Raw genomic sequence first — 18,379 nt, 5'->3', positions numbered from 1 at the left:
ATCGCAACCGGGCGGTACAAGACTGTTCTGTTCGGCGTTCCGGGAGGTAGATTGGTGGATAAGTCCCCCCGAGGGAGGCCGACGCGATGCCGTGGTTCGTATGGCTGCTCGCCGCCGCGGCACTCGGTGCCGCGGAGTTTTTTACTCTGACGGTGGTCTTCGGGTTGCTGGCGGGCGCCGCATTGGTTGCCGCCGTAGTCGCCGGTGTGGGCGTCGGCATTCTCGGCCAGCTCGTGGCCCTCGGCGTGACAGCGGCAGCGGGCCTGCTCTTCGTCCGTCCCATCGCACTGCGGCATATGGCACAGCCACCCATCACACGAGAGGGCAGCGATGCGCTGATCGGCAAGCGGGCCGAGGTCATGCAGGAGGTCACCGCGACTCACGGCCTGATCAAAGTCTCCGGCGAGGAGTGGTCCGCCCGTACCCTCGACGAAAGCCAGGTGATCCCGGTGGGAGCGCTGGTGGATGTCATGGAGATCGAAGGCGCTACAGCTATCGTCTACCCCCGCGAACTCCTTCCATGAACGGCTGAACACAGACCAATGGAGGAAGTGTGGATCCGGTTATCATCCCGATTCTTGTGGCGGCGATTATTGTCGTCTTCCTCGTGGCTGCGACCGTGCGGATCGTTCCGCAGGCACGCCGCTACAACATTGAGCGGTTCGGCCGTTATCACCGGACGCTGCAACCCGGCCTGAATTTCGTCATGCCGGTGGCGGACCGTATCAACACCAAACTCGACGTGCGCGAGCAGGTGTATTCGTCCGAACCCAAGCCGGTGATCACCGAGGACAACCTCGTGGTGAATATCGACACCGTGCTCTACTACCAGATCACCGACCCCCGGGCCGCGGCCTACGAGGTCGCCAGCTACCTGCAGGCGATCGATCAGCTCACCGTGACCACGCTGCGTAACGTCATCGGCAGCATGGACCTGGAGGGGACGCTCACCTCACGCGAGGAGATCAACAACCGGCTCCGCGCCGTCCTCGACGATGCCACCGGCAAGTGGGGCATCCGGGTCAACCGCGTCGAGATCAAGGCCATCGACCCACCGCACACCATCAAAGAGGCGATGGAGAAGCAGATGCGGGCCGAGCGTGACAAGCGCGCGGCCATCCTGCACGCCGAAGGCGAGCGGCAAGCCAAGGTCCTTACCGCGGAAGGCACCAAGCAGAAGGACATCCTGGAGGCACAGGGCGCGCAGCAAGCCATGATCCTGCGGGCGGACGGCGAGGCAAAGGCGGTGGAACGTGTCTTCCAGGCCGTCCATCGCAACAACGCCGACCCGAAGATCCTGGCCTACAAGTACCTCGAGACGCTTCCGCACCTGGCGAAGAGCGACAACAACACGTTCTGGGTGATCCCGGGGGAGCTGACCGAGGCGGTTCGCACCGTCACCAGCGCGTTCGGCGATCAGTCAAGGATGGGTCTTCCCGAACCCGCGCCATCCGAGGCCGCAACCGCAACCGCTACCGGCTCCGACGACACGTCGGACGCAGGCGGGACTCCGGAGATCGAGGCGGCATCGCCACTCACGCTCGACGCTGACGAGGCCGCGAAGCAGGCCGCCGCCGCGGTGGTCGAGGCCAAGGCCGAGGCCGAAGCCGCGAGGGCGCCCCAGGTGCCGGGCCGGGGCCGGACGTCCGGCGATTGAGCCCACCGAGCCGCCCCGAGCGCCATGGGCTCCGGTCGCCGTGGCGACCCCGGCGGGGGCGTGGTGCGCCCGGCCGCCCAGCGGTGGCGCGCCGGGTTCGAAACCGACCGGTTCTGACGAGACAGTGGTCAACCTATTGACCACTGTGGCCCGAGCCACTACCTTGCATTGATCGTCGGCCCATAACTATCGGAAGGAGGCGACCAGCGGATGAACACCAGCTCTGATCTTGGTCGCCTCGCCCAGTGCACCGCCTGGGTTCCGGGTCGGATCGCGCACGGCTGCTGAGCACGCCGTCCTGCTGTGCCCGTCTGTGGCACATTCCGGGTCTCCCGTCTCCCCCTTTCGGCACGTCGCTGTTACGTGCCCTCTTGCGCCCGCTCCTCTCCCGTGGCGCACCTGAACACAGAAAGCTGCACAAAATTGCCGAACATGATGAATCGACGGAGCGCGCACCGAAACGAAGGCCTGTCATGACAGCGGCGCGAATCACGGTCAACGGGAAAGAAACACCGCTTTCACCGGCTGCTCCCCACACCACAGTGCTGGACTTCCTGCGCGATCGCGGACTCACCGGCACCAAGGAGGGCTGCGCCGAGGGTGAATGCGGCGCCTGTTCGGTCCTGGTGGCCCGTCCCGGTGTGAACAAGCCCACCGACTGGGTGGCGGTCAACGCCTGCCTCGTCCCGGCCGCGGCACTCGACGGTCAGGAGATCGTCACCTCCGAAGGCCTCGCCACCGCCGGCGATCCCGGCACGCCGCCCGCCCTGCACCCGGTGCAGGAGGAGATGGCGGTCCGCGGCGGCTCCCAGTGCGGTTACTGCACACCGGGATTCGTCTGCAGCATGGCCGCCGAGTACTACCGGCCGGACCGCTGCGCACACGCGGACTCGGCCGACAGCGTGGACCCGGCCGAAACCACCGATGCCGAGCACGGTCCGAACGGCTTCGACCTGCACGCGCTGAGTGGAAACCTGTGCCGCTGCACCGGCTACCGCCCGATTCGCGATGCCGCGTACGCCGTCGGTACGCCCACCGGCGAGGACCCGCTGGCGCAGCGTCGCGAGCAGTCCCCGCCCGCACCGGTCGCCACCGAATACGCCCAGGACGACAGCACGTTCCTGCGCAGGAACACCCTGGCCGAAACGCTGCGGTTGCTGCGCGAACGGCCCGACGCGGTGGTGGTCGCCGGCTCGACCGACTACGGAGTGGAGGTGAACATCCGTTCCCGCAGGGCGGATTGTGTCGTCGCCATCGACCGGCTGGCCGAACTGCGCGAGCTGCGCGTGGAGTCCGACTACATCGAGCTCGGGGCGGCGCTGACGCTCACCGAGATCGAACGCCGCCTCGACGGCGATGTCCCGCTCCTCGCAGAGCTGTTCCCGCAGTTCGCATCCCGGCTCATCCGCAACGGTGCGACCCTCGGCGGCAACCTGGGCACCGGCTCACCCATCGGTGACAGCCCGCCGGTGCTGCTCGCGCTTGAGGCATCCGTGGTGCTCGCCGACGCCGACGGTGAGCGCGTGGTCCCGCTGGCGGACTACTTCACCGGCTACCGGCAGAGCGTGCGCCGTCCCGGCGAGCTGATCCGCGCGGTGCGCGTTCCGCTGCCGCTGTCGCCGGTCGTGGCCTTCCACAAGATCGCCAAGCGGCGCTTCGACGACATCTCCAGCGTGGCGGTCGCCTTCGCGCTCGACATCGAGGACGGGATCGTCCGCAAGGCACGCATCGGCCTGGGCGGCGTGGCCGCCACCCCGATCCGTGCGCTCGCCACCGAGGCGGTCCTGGAAGGCGAGCCGTGGGCGGCGGAGACCGTCGAGGCCGCGGCTCGGGTGCTGCGGGGCGAGGGCACCCCCATGGACGATCATCGCGCCAGCTCCCTCTACCGTTCCGCGATGCTCGGACAGAGCCTGCAGAAGCTGTACGCGCAGACCACTGAGGCGGTTTCCTCATGAGCCATTTGTCCGAGCGCCCCGAAAAGCCTGTCGTCGGCGTCTCGATGCCGCACGAGAGTGCCTTCCAGCACGTCACCGGCACCGCGCTCTACACCGACGACCTGGTCCAGCGCACCAAGGACGCGCTGCACGCCTACCCGGTCCAGGCCATGAAGGCCCGCGGCAGGATCACCGCGCTGCGCACCGAGCCCGCGCTCGACGTGCCCGGCGTGGTCCGCGTGCTGACCGGTGCGGACGTGCCCGGCGTCAACGACGCCGGTATGAAGCACGACGAACCGCTGTTCCCCGACGAGGTCATGTTCCACGGCCACGCGGTCGCCTGGGTGCTCGGCGAGACCCTGGAGGCGGCCCGCATCGGCGCGGCGGCCGTCGAGGTGGAACTCGACGAACAGCCCTCCCTGATCACGCTGCAGGACGCGATCGCGGCCGAGAGCTTCCACGGCGCCCGGCCCATGATGGTGACCGGCGACGTCGACGCCGGCTTCGCCGACTCCGCGCATGTGTTCACCGGCGAGTTCCAGTTCTCCGACCAGGAGCACTTCTATCTCGAGACGCACGCGGCGCTGGCCCTGGTCGACGAGAACGAGCAGGTGTTCATCCAGAGCAGCTCTCAGCACCCTTCGGAGACCCAGGAGATCGTCGCGCACGTCCTCGGTCTGCACAGTCACGAGGTGACCGTGCAGTGTCTGCGGATGGGCGGCGGCTTCGGCGGCAAGGAGATGCAGCCGCACGGGTTCGCGGCCGTCGCCGCGCTCGGCGCCAAGCTGACCGGCCGGCCGGTCCGGCTGCGGCTCAACCGGACGCAGGACCTGACCATGTCCGGCAAGCGCCACGGGTTCAACGCCACGTGGAAGATCGGCTTCGACGCCGAGGGCCGTATCCAGGCCCTGGACGCCACCCTGACCGCGGACGGCGGCTGGAGCCTGGACCTCTCCGAGCCGGTCCTCGCCCGTGCGCTGTGCCACATCGACAACACGTACTGGATCCCCAACGCCCGCGTCGCCGGTCGCATCGCCAAGACCAACAAGGTCTCCAACACCGCCTTCCGCGGCTTCGGCGGACCGCAGGGCATGCTGGTGATCGAGGACATCCTGGGCCGCTGCGCGCCGCAGCTCGGCCTGGATCCCATGGAGCTGCGGGAGCGCAACTTCTACCAGCCGGGCCAGGGCCAGACGACGCCGTACGGACAGCCGGTCACCCAGTCCGAACGGATCTCCGCCGTCTGGAAAAAGGTCCAGGAGAACGGCGGCATCGCCGATCGCAAGCGCGAGATCGCCGCCTTCAACGCCGCGCACCCGCACACCAAGCGGGCCCTTGCGATCACCGGCATCAAGTTCGGCATCTCGTTCAACCTCACGGCCTTCAACCAGGGCGGCGCGCTGGTGCTGATCTACAAGGACGGCTCCGTCCTGATCAACCACGGCGGCACCGAGATGGGCCAGGGCCTGCACACCAAGATGATGCAGGTGGCCGCGACCACGCTGGGCATCCCGCTGCACAAGGTCCGCCTCGCCCCGACACGTACCGACAAGGTGCCCAACACCTCCGCCACCGCCGCCAGTTCCGGGGCGGACCTCAATGGTGGGGCGATCAAGAACGCCTGTGAGCAGCTGCGCGAGCGGCTGCTGCAGGTGGCCGCCACCCAGCTGGGTGCGAACGCCTCGGACGTACGCATCGTCGAGGGCGTCGCGCGCACCCTCGGCAGCGACACCGAGCTGGCCTGGGACGACCTGGTGCGCACCGCGTACTTCCAGCGCGTTCAGCTGTCGGCGGCCGGGTACTACCGGACCGAGGGTCTGCACTGGGACGCGAAGACGTTCCGGGGCTCGCCGTTCAAGTACTTCTCGCACGGCGCCGCCGCGGCCGAGGTGGAGGTGGACGGCTTCACCGGCGCGTACCGCATCCGGCGCGTGGACATCGTGCACGATGTCGGCGACAGCCTGTCCCCGATGATCGACATCGGCCAGGTCGAGGGCGGTTTCGTGCAGGGCGCGGGCTGGCTGACCCTTGAGGACATGCGCTGGGACACCGGTGACGGGCCGAACCGCGGCCGTCTCCTTACCCAGGCGGCGAGCACCTACAAGCTGCCGAGTTTCTCGGAGATGCCCGAGGAGTTCAACGTCACGCTGCTGGAGAACGCCACCGAAGAGGGCGCGGTGTACGGGTCGAAGGCGGTGGGTGAGCCTCCGCTGATGCTGGCGTTCTCGGTGCGCGAGGCGCTGCGGCAGGCCGCCGCCGCGTTCGGGCCGAGCGGGGTCAGCGTCGAGCTGGCCTCGCCCGCGACGCCGGAGGCGGTGTTCTGGGCGATCGAGGCTGCGCGCCAGGGCGATGCCGAGCGGTTCCGTACCGATGAAGAAGTGCTGAGCGGTGCCTGACATGACATGGATCGCCGCGGTCGCGCGGTTGCGGGAACGCCGGGAACCCGGTGTCCTCGTGACCGTCGCGACCGTGCGCGGCCACGCCCCGCGCAAGGCCGGTGCGAAGCTGGTCGTGGGGCAGAGCGAGACATGGGGTTCGATCGGCGGCGGCAACTGCGAGGCCGTCGCGATCGACCGGGCCCGGGAGATGATCGCCGCGTCCAAGGCGGAGCCGGAGCTGATCGATTTCGCCCTGAACGACAAGGTGACCAACCAGCATGGCGTGCAGTGCTGCGGCGGCACGGTCTCGGTGCTGCTCGAACCGCTGCCGGTGGTACGGGCGGTGGCGGTCTTCGGCGTCGGACACGTCGGTCTTGAACTGGCGCGCATCCTGGCCCGTCAGGACCTCGACCTCCATCTGATCGACAGCCGCTCCGACATGCTCACCAAGGAGCGGCTCGATGTGCTGGCGGACTCGGTGGCGCAGGTGCACGTGCACCACACGCCGCTGCTGCCCGAGGAGGTCCTTGAGGAGTTGCCGCGCGGCACCCACATTCTGATCATGACCCATGATCACGCCGAGGACGCCGCTCTGTGCGACGCCGCCTTGCGGACGGCGCATCTCGGCTCCATCGGGCTGATCGGGTCGGCCGCCAAGTGGGTGCGGTTCCGCAAACGCCTCTCCACCGAGGGCGGTCACGACGAGGCCACCATCGATCGGATCAAGACCCCGATCGGGCTGGCTGACATCACCGGCAAGGAACCCGCGACGATCGCCGTGAGCGTGGCCGCCGATTTGCTGCGCGCCTTCGAATCCGAGGGGGACTGACTCTCCCGCCGGACCCCAAGGGGTGCCCCGCGTACGTGCGTTCGCGTACGCGGGGCACCCCTTCGGCACAACTGCCGGCTTCGCCGCCCCTGTTGAGGCTGGTCATGCCTAAGACCGTGTCCTACGTGGTGAGGCGGACGAGTCGTTTGTAGCAGCACAGGGGCGGCGGCGAGGCCGAGAAAGCCCATGTAGCTGCGGGGACCGCGCTCGTAGCGAGGGCTGAGACGTCGGTAGCCGGACAGCCAGGACATGGTCCGCTCGGTGACCCGGCGGCGGCGACCCAATCTTCGCTGGACTCGATGCCCTTGCGGGCGATCCGGACTCCGATGCGCGTGCCGCGTAGCCATCTCCGCAGGTCGGCGCGGTCGTAGGCTCTGTCCGCGTGCAGGCGCTGGGGCTTGAAGTGCCAGCCTTGTGGGGGGCGTGTCTCGTTCGGTGACCCTCCACCATCGGCTTCAGCCCTTCGCTGTCGTGGGTGTTGCCGGCGGAGACGCCTCCCAGGAGGGGCAGTCCGTTCGCGTCCGCCAAGATGTGCATCTTGGAACCCGGCTTGCCCCGATCCACGGGGCTTGGACCTGTGTGTTCGCCCCCCTTTTTTTTAGCCCTGACGTGGGAGGTGTCCGGCACGACGCGAGTGACGTCGATGAGGCCGGCGTCGTCGAGCAGATGGCAGCACGGCCTCGTGCAGTCGGCCCCGGATGTCCGATCTCGACCAGATCAGGAATCGGCGGTGAGCGGTCGACTTCGATATGCCGAAGCAGGGCGGCAGTTGGCGCCAGGCGCAGCCGCTGACCAGGACGTAGATGATGGCCGCGAACAGCGCTTCATCAGGGGGTCCTGTGTTCCACGGCCCTGCGGCCGCACCTTTGACGGAGGGATCAGCGGCTTCGCGATCTCCCACAGCCCGTCCGGAACAATCCAACTCCATGTCCCCCTTCCTAGCGCCCTACCAACATCCGCCTCACCACGTAGGACACGGTCTTAGTCCGTTTCGGCATGTCGGACTTCTACCACGTCATATCGGGCATGGCGATCGCTGGACCATTGCTGCATCCGTTGCGCCACCGGGCCAGCAATGACCCAGGTGGCGAGGCTCACGCCTCCGCCGATCATCATGCCCTGGGTGGAAGGGTCCGCCAGAGTGGAAGCGGTGCCGCTGCCCACGCTGATGACAGCATTGACGTACATGGAGGTGCTCGGACGGGGAGAGACAGCCGGGCTACGGAGCCTGTTGCCGATCTCCTGGAGGCTCTCCACATCCCAGCTCTCCCACCAGTTGTGCAGCTCCTCACTAAAATCTTCGAGGAACCCGGCCCACTGCTCAGCGGTCATTCGTCCGAGCTGTTCCTGGAAGTTGTGCGGAAAAATGACGGTCCGGGCTGGATCCCTCAATCTGAGTGACGCTTTTCGCCGAACACCTCGCAGAGCCGTTGAGTCCTCACTGGAGAACATAGCGTGTTCGGCTTGGGCGATCGTGCGGTAGTAGCAGCGGTCGAAGGCAAGCTTGAGCTGAAGCGCATCGCTTCGCTCCGCGGTATCGGCCTGATTGAGGCGCTCTATTTCTCGCCATACCAGGCTTCGGCGACGTGTCCCCGTCCGGACGTCCAGTGTTGCAGGCGAGACGATGCGGGAAGCGACGAACCGCCCGGCCGGGGTCAGCAGGGCCAAGTCCGCAAAGCCCTCCATGGCAAAGGACTGCGTGTCATCCCCGTATGGCTGCGCAGGGCGGGTGACCAGAGTGCCATGACGCTCTGCGTCGACCCAGTAGCGCCATGAGTCGCGGAGGCGTTCACATTCGGTTACAGGAACGATGCCCGTATCTTTGATGAGGCCAAAAAGTCCTTCCACTACTCCATCCCGCGCGCAGCGGCGGTCGACTTCATCAAGGGTAGCGCTCGCTTCCAGAGCTTCCTGAAGAGCTATGCGTTGAGGCCGGGTGGCAGCCAGCGATGAGAATAGGAATGGCCGCGATAACATGTCCCGTAACGAATCTTCCAGGCTGCCGCCGGAGACTGTGACTTCAAATGGGAGAGTTCGCGTCCTCCCACTCAAGACGCCGCTGATGCGATCGACGTATCGATCGTTGGCGATCAGGTGAAAGAGACATCCGTCCAGAAGTTGGGCATGAGTCTGCAGTCGCCGAGGGCTACGAATGGCATCCCAGCGCAACTGCCCAATGACCGACACGTCGACGTGAGGCCGCACCAGTCGCGCCACATCATTACTCGATCCGAGAAGCATGTTGCGTTGGCGGACAGAATCATAGTACTGAGCCAAGAGCGGTGGAACTGTCATGTGAGGCTTCGCTCTTTTAGATCTCAGTGACCTGTACCTGAGATCGGGACATTGAAATAGCACATGCATGGCAGGCTTGTCTAGGCCATGGCCCCGTTTGACTCTCGATCCAAACTACTTCCCTGGCGATCGAGAAACTCAAGGGGGAGTTGTTTACCAGTGCGGCGAGTGAGTACGCGATGACGGTGCCCACGCGGAGCATGGACTTGCACGGCGACTTCTCTCATCGATGTCTGGGCGTAGCGTATAGGGCATACTTCCCGCATCTGGCGAAGGGGAGCCGATGAGCGCCACAAAATCCCGCATGGCAGGGAAATCATGCCTGGTCACAGGCGCAGCGAGCGGAATTGGGCGGGCGACCGCCAAGGTGCTCGTACGCGAAGGCGGAGCCGTCGTGGCCATGGACCGGAACGAGCCGCGGCTGATCAACCTCAAGGAAGAATTGGATAACCAGGGCCTGAAGATCTCTGTGGTCTCTGGTGATGTTTCGAAAGTGAGTGACGTCCAGCACGCGATCCTTACTGCCACGAAGCTAGGGGGCCGTCTTGATGTTCTCGTGGCGAACGCAGGAATTATCCCGCTGACCGGGATTTCCGAATCCACTCCCGAAGAATGGGAAAGAGTAATGGCGATCGACGGAAAAGGGATGTTCCTCTGTTGCAAGTACGCAATCGAAGAGATGCGCAAGAGTGGCGGAGGGGCGATCGTCTGCACATCCTCCGTCTCTGGCGTAGCGGGACAACGGAACCAGGTGGTGTACGGGCCAGCGAAGTTCGTGGCTTCAGGCTTGACGAAGCACCTTGCAGTGGAATGTGCTGGTGAGGGGATCAGGGTAAATGCTGTGGCACCCGGAACTATTATGACCGAACGCGTTCGAGAACTGAGAGATTCACCTGGCGGGGATGCCTACATCGCATCGATGGTCAGAGTCCATCCCATAGGGAGGCTGGGAGAGCCGCGTGAAGTGGCCGCGGCAATTGCTTTCCTTGCCTCAGACGAGGCATCCTTCATTACCGGAGTGGTCTTGCCGGTGGATGGCGGGTACTTGGCTCAGTAAGTGGCTGGGTTGGTCGCCTGACGGCGGGATGGATTTGGGCTATTGAGACAACTCGATAGAGCTGAGTTCACTCCTGGCTGAAGGCTGTTCACTGCTTGGCCGACCCTGCTCTGGGGGCAAATGCAAGTCCGGTTCAATGAGCTCGGCCAGACTCGCGTCTAATGACATGAAAGAATGTCCCATGTGGGCTTAGAGCCCCAAGAGTAAGGCTTGAATGAAAGACGGTTTCGAATATTCGTTTGTCGAAGCGGGGTAGAGTGACCGTCTGGTCGCGGAAAACGCCGAGGGTGACGTGGGGCCAGTAGCTTTCACCTACCGCACCCAGGCTAGTAGCGTCAACCTCGCTTGCTCTCTCAAGAGCACTGTTGTGAAGATTCGTTAGCGTGGCTTCGGGGCTAACGTTCAAGGCGACTGCAATGCCACCCGTAGGGACATAGAAATTTCCCTCATCGATTGGCACGTAACTCAAACCGAACACTCTGAAATCTGTAAGTCCCCTACCTTTTTCGCGAGTAGTATCCTCCCATAGCCTGATGGCGTCTGATTCGCTTGAAGAGAAATGCAGGACCGTCACATGCGGCAGGTTCGGTGACTCTAGTGACATGATCCTATTTGCCCCAATGGTGAGCGACTGTGCGTAATGAATTATGGCGTCTGATTGGGTTTCCTCTATGGCTAATATCAGACCAAAATTCGGCACGGTGAGCCACCAATCGACGGAATTGGAGCTTTGATCGACGGGAATCCGGTACGCGTGGGATGTCGACGACACCTCCCAAGTCCTCCGAATGCGACGATAGCTGGCCTTCGCCGCTGGCGCCAGCATCTGGCGAACTACGCAAAGGCATCGGAGTGATGGAACAGTTCAGGCGTCAAATTCGCTGCCTCCAGCACCACACTGCGTTCGCTGGTTGGTTCAGTGAGCGCAGGTGAATCTGATCGGTAGTGTCACTGGTATGAGTGGGGTGCCACTGGGTTGCTTCTGAGGTTTTCGCTTTGGGGTGCTGCGGCTGCTGTGGGTGGGTGTAATCCGGTGGCGTGAGGTATCCCGATGGGGGTGGTCTGACCGCGGTGGAGCGGGCCCGGCGGGAGCGGGTGCGGTTCCAGGCCGCTGAGATGTTTGCTGCGGGTTTGAAGCCTCCGCAGTCGCACGGGCGTTGTGGGTGTCGCGGAAGTCCGCGTACGCCTGGCACGCCGCCTGGCGGGAGGGCGGCACGGACGCCCCGCGCTCCAGAGGGCCCTCGGGAGTGGCGTCGCGGATGCCCCCGGTCTGGCGGGCCTGGTTGGCCCGCGCTCTGGAGCAGGGCCCGGCCGCGCACGGCTGGACGGAAGACCAAGGGTGGACGCTCGCTCGGGTCTCGGTGCTCATCGCCCGCCGCTTCCACGTGCGCTTCAGCCAGCCACAACTGTCGAGGATCCAGCGGCAGATGGGCCTTTCCGTCCAGGTCCCGGTGCTTCGGGCCACCGAACGGGCGAGGAACAGGTGCGGCAGTGGCGGGAGGAGACCTGGACGCGCGTGGAAAGAAGGTGAGGGAGCAGGATGCGTGGCTGGTGTTCGAGGACGAGTCGGGCCGGGCGCTCTGCCCGCCCAAGGCCCGCACCTGGTCCCGTATCGGAGTGCCGCCGCAGGTCAACGTGTCGGGGAAGGGATCGGGGCGGGGCTCGGTCGCCGGGATGGTCTGCGCGAAGCCAGGTGAGCGGACTCGCCTGATCTACCGGATGCTTGTGCACCACCCCGGCCGGCGCGGCGGGAAGAACGGCGTCAGGGAGCGAGACTTCGCTGAGCTGTTGGAGGCCGCCCATCAGCAGCTCGGCGGGAAGATCGTGCTGGTCTGGGACAACTCCACCCAGCACGAGGACGCGCTAATGCGCGAGTTACTGGTCGCCCGCGGCGGGTGGCTGACCGTCTTGCGGCTGCCGGCCTACGCCCCGGACCTGAACCCGGCCGAAGGCGTGTGGGCGAACCTGAAAGCGACCTGGGCAACCTTGCGGCCTGCGCCGTCGACGCCCTCGCCGACCTCACCCGCACTCGGCCGAAGAAGATGCAGTACCGGCCCGGTCTCCTCGACGGCTTCATCGACGAGACCGGCCTCACCTGGACACCGTCATGACGTCACCCTGAAGCGAAAACCTCAGAAGCGTCATCCGGACCGGCTGGTATTCCAGGGCATCCAGTTCGTCCTGCACACCGGGATCGCCTGGGAACACCTGCCCCAGGAACTCGGCTTCGGCTCGGGCATGATCTGCTGGCGCCGGCTGGCCGAGTGGACCGAAGCCGGAGTTTGGCCTCAGTTGCACGAGGCCCTCCTCGCCAAGCTCCGCGCCGCGAACGCCCTGGGCTTCTCCCGGGTGGCGGTCGACGGCTCCCGCATCCGGGCGCTAAAGGGGATCCAAGACCGGACGAAGCCCCGTCGACCGGGGCAGGAAGCACCACCTGATCACCGACGCCACCGGTATTCCGCTCGCCGCCACCCTGCCCGGAGGCAACAGCAGCGATGTCACCCAGCTGATCCCACTGCTTCAGACCGTGCCGCCGGTGCGGGGCAAGCGAGGCTGGCCCCGGCGCCGCCCGAACGTGGTGCTCGCAGACCGCGGCTACGACCACGACAAATACCGCCGACTGGTCTGGAATCTCGGCGTGAAGCCGCTGATCGCCCCCGAGGAGCGGAGCATGGCTCCGGACTCGGCGCCCAACGTTGGGTCGTTGAGCGAGCATTCGCCCACCTGCACGGGTTCCGCCGCCTGCGGATCCGCTGGGAGATACGCGACGACATCCACGAAGCCTTCCTCACCCTCGGATGCGCACTGATCTGCTGGCGACGCTTGAACTCCCGATAGGAGTTTCAGGACAGGCACGGCTTACGTTGACAGCCCGGTGGCCCGACCTCAGGTTGGCTTGCGCCACACAGAAATGTGCTTCGCCGAGTCCTGGGTGAACGGCGCCCCGTCCCAGTCCGCGACGCGACGTTCCAGCTCGAGCCCAGCGATCCGTGCCATCAGGTCGAGCTCTGCCGGCCAGGCAAACCGGTGCCGGGAGTTGCCGCGACGGTAGGGGCCATCGTCGCCGTCGCGGGTGAAGTGGTGCGAGACGAGAACCTGCTCGACCAGGTCGAAGGTGTCGAAGCCGAGATGCTGCTCAGAGACGTCGAACGGCACCGCGACCTGGCCGGGCGGCAGGAACCGCAGCGGCGGCACGCCCAGCTCGATGACAAATCGGCCGCCGGGCTCCAGATGACGCGCGGCGTTGCGGAAGCACTCGACCTGCTCGTCCTGCGTGAGCAGGTTCGTGATGGTGTTGTAGACGAGATAGACCAGGGTGAACTCCCCGGGGACGACGGTGGTAGCCATGTCCCCGATGACTACCGGGAGCGCGTTCTCGTCGATCTTGCGCCACAGCACTGCTGCCATGTGCTCGGATAGTTCGATGCCCACTACCGGCACGCCGCGTTCCCGGAGCGGGACGCCTACTCGTCCGGTCCCGATGGCGAACTCCAGTGCCCGGCCATCTCCGGCGAGCTCGGCGAGGTAGGCGAGAGTCGGTCCGAGAACGGCAGCCGAGGACATTTCGGTCTCCTCGGCGTCATAGCGGCCGGCGGTCGCACGGGTCCACAGCTCACTGCTCGTCACGGGCGGCCACTTTGCCGGGTGCCGACGGGCGCTGTCGACGCATTTACCTTCCACCGGCCCCGATCACACAGGGGCGAGCTGGTACGGACCTTCCAAGGCACCCTCCGGCTCGAGGCAGTGGTGCGGTCGTTCTCCTCGGCACAGCGTGCACCGCCCACCGCTCGTCGTCGACTTCCCACAGCTTCGGCCACGCCACCGCACACTCACGGATCATCAGTCCCGGAATGATCCAACCAACTTGAAGATCATTTCGTTAGTCGTTCTAAGTCGCCCTGCCGATCAGGTTGTAGCCTCGCGGGATGACTGCGACCTTCGACGACGCCGTCCGCGCCCGGCTGCGGGCCCCGCACATCTGGTACGTCGGCACCGTGTTCGCCGACGGAGCGCCGCAGGTCAGCCCGATGTGGGTGGATCTGGAGGGGGAGGGTGAGCTGACGTTCAACACCTCGGTGGGCCGGGTGAAGGAAGAGAACCTGCGCCGCGACCCCCGTGTCTACCTCTCGCACGCGGACGCCGTCGACCCCTTCGACCGAGTACAGATCAGTGGCGAGGTGGCCCGCTTCATCGAGGGCGAGGAGGCGCACGACCGGATGGACCGGCTGGCCCGGAAGTACCTGGGCAGCGAGCGGTTCGAGTGGATCATGCCGGGGGAGCAGCGGGTCGCGGTGATCGTACGTCCGCTCAAGGTGCGGCACATCGTCGGGGTGGAGCAGTTCCGGCCCGGCGGCCCCGCCCCAACTCCCTGAGCTCCAGCGGCCCGTGCGGCCCTGGCCGCAGACCACCAGGGTCCGGCCCTGCCCGGCGCGGTGATGGTCATGGTGGAGGTTGGTAGCGGTAGCCCTCAGCATCGATGGTCTCCGTTTCGAGCGTCTCCCTCACGGTGAGTGCCGGGACGCCGGAGAAATCCGGCAGGAGTGGCTTCACCTCGGGGGCCAGGGCAGCGGTGTCGAATCCTGGCGCGCCGCCCACCCAGGGCCACATCTGATCGTCCAGACGGTGTCCCAAGGGCGCCTCTGTGAGCGTGAAAGGGGACAGCTCATGCGCCGGCGGATAGTGGTCCTCCGGCTTGGAACCGGGGACATCGTTGAGCCGCCGTGCCTGCCAGTTGGCCCACAGCCGGTCCACGTTGGAGTGGTGGAGCCAGAAAATGGGATCGTTGGGGGAGAAGCCGCCACTCATATGCCCCCCGACGAAATTGTGCCCGCTGTCGTGGGTGCGAGGGGTGATCGCGGTATGGCCATGCTCCAGGACCGTCCAGAAGAACCAAAGCGGGTGAGTGTTGGGCGGTTCGAGCACGAGTTGCTCAAGCTGATCGATCTGCGCCGCACTCGGGGGCCAGCCGCCCCCAACGCTCCCTCTGGCCAGGGTGGTGCCGAACGTGTCTTCCAGGAGCGGGTGGATCGCGTACCCCTCCGCACCTGGTAGATCGGGCGGCCACCACGCCGGCCGGTCTGCGAGGGGGACGGGGTTTCGCAGCACGCCATCGGTCACCGGGCCGGGTGCCCCCGAGCGCAATGACCCGAGAAAATCCTTGGTGAACAGCTTGTTGACCGCGCCGACATGGTCGGTCCAGTCCCAGTACGGCAGCGTGACACCAGCGACTTCCGCCTGAAGGGCCTTCTCGAACTCTCTGAGGTACTTGCGGTGCCAGGCCAGAAAGCCGATGTCCCAGTGACCGAAGTTGACGGTTGTCCCCGGCGGGAGCCCAGGCGCGACGACCGCGAAGACGGCTCCGTGCAGGGCCACAAACTGATCGTAAATGCTGGCTCCGGTCGGACCGGCGGGTCCGGCTGGGGCGGGGTGGTGCTTGAGGCGAATGATCGCTTCAAGGAGCTTGTCCCGCTCCTGGTCGGAGAGATCGACCGCGCTCTTACGGACGTCCATGGCCGCCCCTCTCACCGTGGTGGTGCTCCTGATCGTCCTGGTGTCCGCCGCCGGGCGGATGCTGGTGTTCGAGGTGGCCTGCGGCTGGCACGCCGTGCAGGCCGACGAAGAAGGAGCGCGACGGATCGTTGGTGAGGAGTCGGTTGATCAAGGCCCGGAACGACTCTCCGGTCCTCGTACGCAGCACCAACTCGCTCTGGTACATCGACGCAGGTCCGAGACCGATCTGAAGGATTCCGCCGGAGCGGTACGCATTGACCCCGATCTCGGCCTGCCGCACGCCGATCAGGCCGCAGTGAACGGTCCCCTCCAGGCTGTCGGCGAGCTCCTTGAGACGCGATGCGGTACAGCCTTCGAAAGGGGAGAGGGTGGTAAGCAAGTTCAGGTGGTCGAAGAGCATCCGCGGCCCGGTGACGATGATCTTGAGCTCCGGGGTGTCGATGAGCAGATCGACCAGGGATGCGCCTCCCTTGGTCAGCACGACCGTTGCGCTGCCGGCTGTCGCTGTGGTCATGAGGACTCTTCCCGCTAGAGGCCCGATGTCGGCCTTGGCCACCGGGGGGCTGAAATGACCACCCTGCTTCAGCGTCTCGATCGCCGAGCGGATGTGCGAACTGGCACGTCCGAACGAGGGATGCCGCTCATCAAGGGGAGGCTCGCAGCCGCGCGGGGCGGTCGCCGAGGGCGGTGGCAAGGGCGAGCAGGCCGCCCGCTTGTTCCGGTGGCGAGGTTCACGGACAGTTGGCGCGGGCGCGTGGGCGAGGTAGTCGTCCAGGACGGCGCCGATGCCGATGCTGCCGTTTCCGAGGTATGGCATGGTGCGCCAGCCTTCGTCGACCGCGAGTGAGCCGTTGCCGGTACGGATGCATCGCGCGAGGTCCGAGCGCAGGGCAGCGCCGGCGAGTTCGAGCCGGGCTGGCGTGCTGGTGCGCTCGTACCGGCGCAGAAAGAGAAGCGCGGGCCCGGTGTTGCCGCGCATCAGCCCGGCGCGGCTTCTTCACGTGAGGGGCAGGGGGTACGCGCGGGCGGCGCCCAGGTTCCAGGTCTCCAGGCGCCCGCACATTCCGTACCGGGGAGGACCTGCCGTACGCGGCGCGGCGTGCAGGGTGCCGTGCGAGAGATGGGCGGCATCGGCACCGTCGGCGAGCCGGGTGAGCTCGATGCTGGTGCGCCGGGACTCCTGGGCCGCTCCGTGCTGCCACAGCGTCCGCCAGTCCTTCGCCCGTGGGGCGACCAGGCGTGCGGCTGCCTCGTGCAGCGGGCGCAGCGCCTGCGGTCCTTCGGCCAGGATCCGGGCACGCAGCGCCAGGTATCCCTCGACCGCGAGGTCGCGGCGTCGGCGGGCGGCCCGCGCGGTGGGGGAGTCGGGGCCGTCCGGCGGGCTGCCGGGTGCGGTGGCGGGCAGTGCCGAGGCCGCCGCGTAGCGGGCGGGGTCGGCGAGGACGTCCTCGGGGAAGGTCAGCACAGCGTCGCCCGCCTCGGGCAGGCCCGCGTTCTGCATGATGACCAGGATCTCCAGGTCGCCGCCGGTGTTGACGAGGCGGTGCACGGTGCCCGGTGTGAACCAGAGCAGTGTGCCGCGCTCCAACTCGGTGCGCGCGTAGCCGTGTGCACCGAGCGTTTCCAGCGCTCCGGTGCCGCCGAGGACCACGTAGCCCTCGGCGGAGACGGTGTGCAGGTGGGGGCTGCCACCGCGCTGTCCGTCGGGGGACTCCCAGTCGTACACGCGCAGATGTGTCACGGCCGTGGCGCCGGGGAAGGCGGAGGTGTTCATCGGCCAGCCGCCCGTCCGCCGAGCAGATCCAGGGCGAGGGTTCCGGCGTGGGCGAGCTGTTCGGCTCCGGTACGGCCCCGGTCGCCGTCCGCGATCACCACGGCGTACCGGCGGACGAAGGCCTCCCCGTCCTCGACCGCGAGCTCCGTGTCGAAGAAGGGCGCGGGGCAGACGCAGGCGAACGGTGTCGAGCGGACGAACCACCGGACGGGGCCGGCCAGTTCGTTGCCCGGGGCGTCCACGAAGGCGAGGGTCGAGGAGCGGCCGTGGCCGTCGTGGACACCGGTGAACGCGAGCCAGGGGGACCGGACGCCCATCAGATCGTCGCCCCCCGAGACGCCCGGGACGTGGACGGCGCCCCCGGTGAAGGAGCGCGGGCCGCGCCAGAACAGGCCGCCGTATCCGGCGTTCTCGCGGCCCTCGGTGGTGGGGCTGCCGATCAGCGTGCGGCGGCCGCGCACATTGGTCATGGCCGTCTCGAAGACGAGGGCCCAGGCGTCGGCGTCCGGCAGCAGCGTGGCGACGAGGCGGCGCCGCTCGGTGAACCACTTCTCGCCGCCCTGGGTGACCCAGCGCAGCCGCTCGGCGACCTGGAGCCCGTTCTCCTCGGTACGGAGGTGCTCGAACCCCTCGTGGACCATGGCGCCGTTGTTGTCGTACTGGGCGTAGCCCGTGCCGCGCCGATAGGTGACCCCGCCCCAGAAGTTCTCCGTCTCGACGTTGGGCAGGGACCAGGCGATGCCCCGGTGCCAGACGTGGTCATGGGGGCGGAAGCAGGTGACCGGGTCCCCCGCCAGGGTCCGCAGTGGGTGGAAGTAGGGCCGGGGCGACTCGAGTGGTGGGTCGGTCGGCCGGTGGACGTACTGGGCCAGCGTGTGGCCGCCCTGGGTGATCCGCAGCGATCTGTCGTCGTCGGGGCCGAGTCGGAGCCCGTGCGGGGCGGG

General features: G+C 66.7%; 13 protein-coding genes and 4 pseudogenes. 10 read left to right on the top strand and 7 right to left on the bottom strand.

What is annotated here, in order from left to right; all coding sequences use genetic code 11:
• Positions 1 to 86: 86 nt before the first annotated feature.
• The 5 genes from U9R90_RS03110 to xdhC all read left to right on the top strand — a co-directional run bounded on the left by U9R90_RS03110 (position 87) and on the right by xdhC (position 6,798).
• Positions 87 to 524: an NfeD family protein gene (locus tag U9R90_RS03110; protein WP_411054806.1), complete on the top strand. Its 438-nt coding sequence runs from the start codon at positions 87 to 89 to the stop codon at positions 522 to 524.
• Positions 525 to 553: 29 nt separating this feature from the next.
• Complete coding sequence (locus U9R90_RS03105) at positions 554 to 1,657, top strand: SPFH domain-containing protein (protein WP_411054805.1); 1,104 nt, start codon at positions 554 to 556, stop codon at positions 1,655 to 1,657.
• A gap of 473 nt (positions 1,658 to 2,130) precedes the next feature.
• Positions 2,131 to 3,612: a xanthine dehydrogenase small subunit gene (locus U9R90_RS03100; protein WP_411054804.1), complete on the top strand. Its 1,482-nt coding sequence runs from the start codon at positions 2,131 to 2,133 to the stop codon at positions 3,610 to 3,612.
• Positions 3,609 to 5,987, top strand: a complete 2,379-nt coding sequence (xdhB, locus tag U9R90_RS03095) for a xanthine dehydrogenase molybdopterin binding subunit (protein ID WP_411054803.1) — start codon at positions 3,609 to 3,611, stop codon at positions 5,985 to 5,987. Before U9R90_RS03100 ends, xdhB begins: the two co-directional genes overlap by 4 nt.
• A gap of 1 nt (position 5,988) precedes the next feature.
• On the top strand, positions 5,989 to 6,798 hold the full coding sequence (xdhC, locus tag U9R90_RS03090) for a xanthine dehydrogenase accessory protein XdhC (RefSeq protein WP_411057618.1): 810 nt from the start codon (positions 5,989 to 5,991) through the stop codon (positions 6,796 to 6,798).
• 121 nt (positions 6,799 to 6,919) lie between these two features.
• Here xdhC and U9R90_RS03085 read toward each other — a convergent pair.
• Positions 6,920 to 7,716, bottom strand: a pseudogene (locus tag U9R90_RS03085) (IS5 family transposase).
• 63 nt (positions 7,717 to 7,779) lie between these two features.
• A complete protein-coding gene (locus U9R90_RS03080) occupies positions 7,780 to 9,075 on the bottom strand; it encodes a hypothetical protein (RefSeq protein ID WP_411054802.1) in 1,296 nt (431 codons plus the stop codon).
• A gap of 301 nt (positions 9,076 to 9,376) precedes the next feature.
• Here U9R90_RS03080 and U9R90_RS03075 point away from each other — a divergent pair, with 301 nt between their 5' ends.
• The 4 genes and pseudogenes from U9R90_RS03075 to U9R90_RS03060 all read left to right on the top strand — a co-directional run bounded on the left by U9R90_RS03075 (position 9,377) and on the right by U9R90_RS03060 (position 12,988).
• Complete coding sequence (locus U9R90_RS03075; RefSeq protein WP_411054801.1) at positions 9,377 to 10,150, top strand: SDR family NAD(P)-dependent oxidoreductase; 774 nt, start codon at positions 9,377 to 9,379, stop codon at positions 10,148 to 10,150.
• A gap of 1,259 nt (positions 10,151 to 11,409) precedes the next feature.
• On the top strand, positions 11,410 to 11,847 hold the full coding sequence (locus tag U9R90_RS03070) for a helix-turn-helix domain-containing protein (RefSeq protein WP_411054800.1): 438 nt from the start codon (positions 11,410 to 11,412) through the stop codon (positions 11,845 to 11,847).
• Positions 11,759 to 12,088: pseudogene (locus tag U9R90_RS03065) on the top strand (transposase); the annotation flags it as partial. The gene U9R90_RS03070 and the pseudogene U9R90_RS03065, both read left to right, overlap by 89 nt.
• 48 nt (positions 12,089 to 12,136) lie before the next feature.
• A pseudogene (locus U9R90_RS03060) lies at positions 12,137 to 12,988 on the top strand (IS5 family transposase).
• 48 nt (positions 12,989 to 13,036) lie between these two features.
• On the opposite strand, the gene U9R90_RS03055 reads toward U9R90_RS03060, so the two are convergent.
• On the bottom strand, positions 13,037 to 13,777 hold the full coding sequence (locus U9R90_RS03055) for a class I SAM-dependent DNA methyltransferase (RefSeq protein ID WP_411054799.1): 741 nt from the start codon (positions 13,775 to 13,777) through the stop codon (positions 13,037 to 13,039).
• Between the two features lie 299 nt (positions 13,778 to 14,076).
• Here U9R90_RS03055 and U9R90_RS03050 point away from each other — a divergent pair, with 299 nt between their 5' ends.
• The gene (locus U9R90_RS03050) at positions 14,077 to 14,523 is read left to right on the top strand and encodes a TIGR03618 family F420-dependent PPOX class oxidoreductase (protein ID WP_411054798.1); all 447 of its coding nucleotides are present in this window, start codon (positions 14,077 to 14,079) and stop codon (positions 14,521 to 14,523) included.
• A gap of 67 nt (positions 14,524 to 14,590) precedes the next feature.
• Here U9R90_RS03050 and U9R90_RS03045 read toward each other — a convergent pair whose 3' ends face one another.
• From U9R90_RS03045 to U9R90_RS03030, 4 genes and pseudogenes are all read right to left on the bottom strand, one after another.
• A complete protein-coding gene (locus U9R90_RS03045; protein WP_411054797.1) occupies positions 14,591 to 15,661 on the bottom strand; it encodes a tyrosinase family protein in 1,071 nt (356 codons plus the stop codon).
• 754 nt (positions 15,662 to 16,415) lie between these two features.
• Positions 16,416 to 16,652, bottom strand: a pseudogene (locus U9R90_RS03040) (hypothetical protein); the annotation flags it as partial.
• Between the two features lie 6 nt (positions 16,653 to 16,658).
• Positions 16,659 to 17,435 carry a cupin domain-containing protein gene (locus U9R90_RS03035; RefSeq protein WP_411054796.1) on the bottom strand — a complete coding sequence of 259 codons (777 nt, stop codon included), beginning with the start codon at positions 17,433 to 17,435 and terminating at the stop codon, positions 16,659 to 16,661.
• Positions 17,432 to 18,379 (bottom strand): PmoA family protein (locus U9R90_RS03030; protein ID WP_411054795.1); only part of this gene is annotated, 948 nt, incomplete at its 5' end. The genes U9R90_RS03035 and U9R90_RS03030, both read right to left, overlap by 4 nt.

The organism is Streptomyces sp. E11-3, from assembly GCF_046540415.1.
Lineage (GTDB): Bacteria > Actinomycetota > Actinomycetes > Streptomycetales > Streptomycetaceae > Streptomyces.
The sequence above is the reverse complement of the archived record's forward strand: the minus strand, read 5'-3'. Positions and strand labels throughout refer to the sequence as shown.

Bases quoted from the DNA above. Each gene is read 5' to 3' on its own strand.
- xdhB (WP_411054803.1), top strand. From the start codon at position 3,609: ATGAGCCATTTGTCCGAGCGCCCCGAAAAGCCTGTCGTCGGCGTCTCG.
- xdhC (WP_411057618.1), top strand. From the start codon at position 5,989: ATGACATGGATCGCCGCGGTCGCGCGGTTGCGGGAACGCCGGGAACCC.
- U9R90_RS03045 (WP_411054797.1), bottom strand. From the start codon at position 15,661: ATGGACGTCCGTAAGAGCGCGGTCGATCTCTCCGACCAGGAGCGGGAC.
- U9R90_RS03075 (WP_411054801.1), top strand. From the start codon at position 9,377: ATGAGCGCCACAAAATCCCGCATGGCAGGGAAATCATGCCTGGTCACA.
- U9R90_RS03110 (WP_411054806.1), top strand. From the start codon at position 87: ATGCCGTGGTTCGTATGGCTGCTCGCCGCCGCGGCACTCGGTGCCGCG.
- U9R90_RS03100 (WP_411054804.1), top strand. From the start codon at position 2,131: ATGACAGCGGCGCGAATCACGGTCAACGGGAAAGAAACACCGCTTTCA.
- U9R90_RS03070 (WP_411054800.1), top strand. From the start codon at position 11,410: ATGCCCCCGGTCTGGCGGGCCTGGTTGGCCCGCGCTCTGGAGCAGGGC.
- U9R90_RS03035 (WP_411054796.1), bottom strand. From the start codon at position 17,435: ATGAACACCTCCGCCTTCCCCGGCGCCACGGCCGTGACACATCTGCGC.
- U9R90_RS03050 (WP_411054798.1), top strand. From the start codon at position 14,077: ATGACTGCGACCTTCGACGACGCCGTCCGCGCCCGGCTGCGGGCCCCG.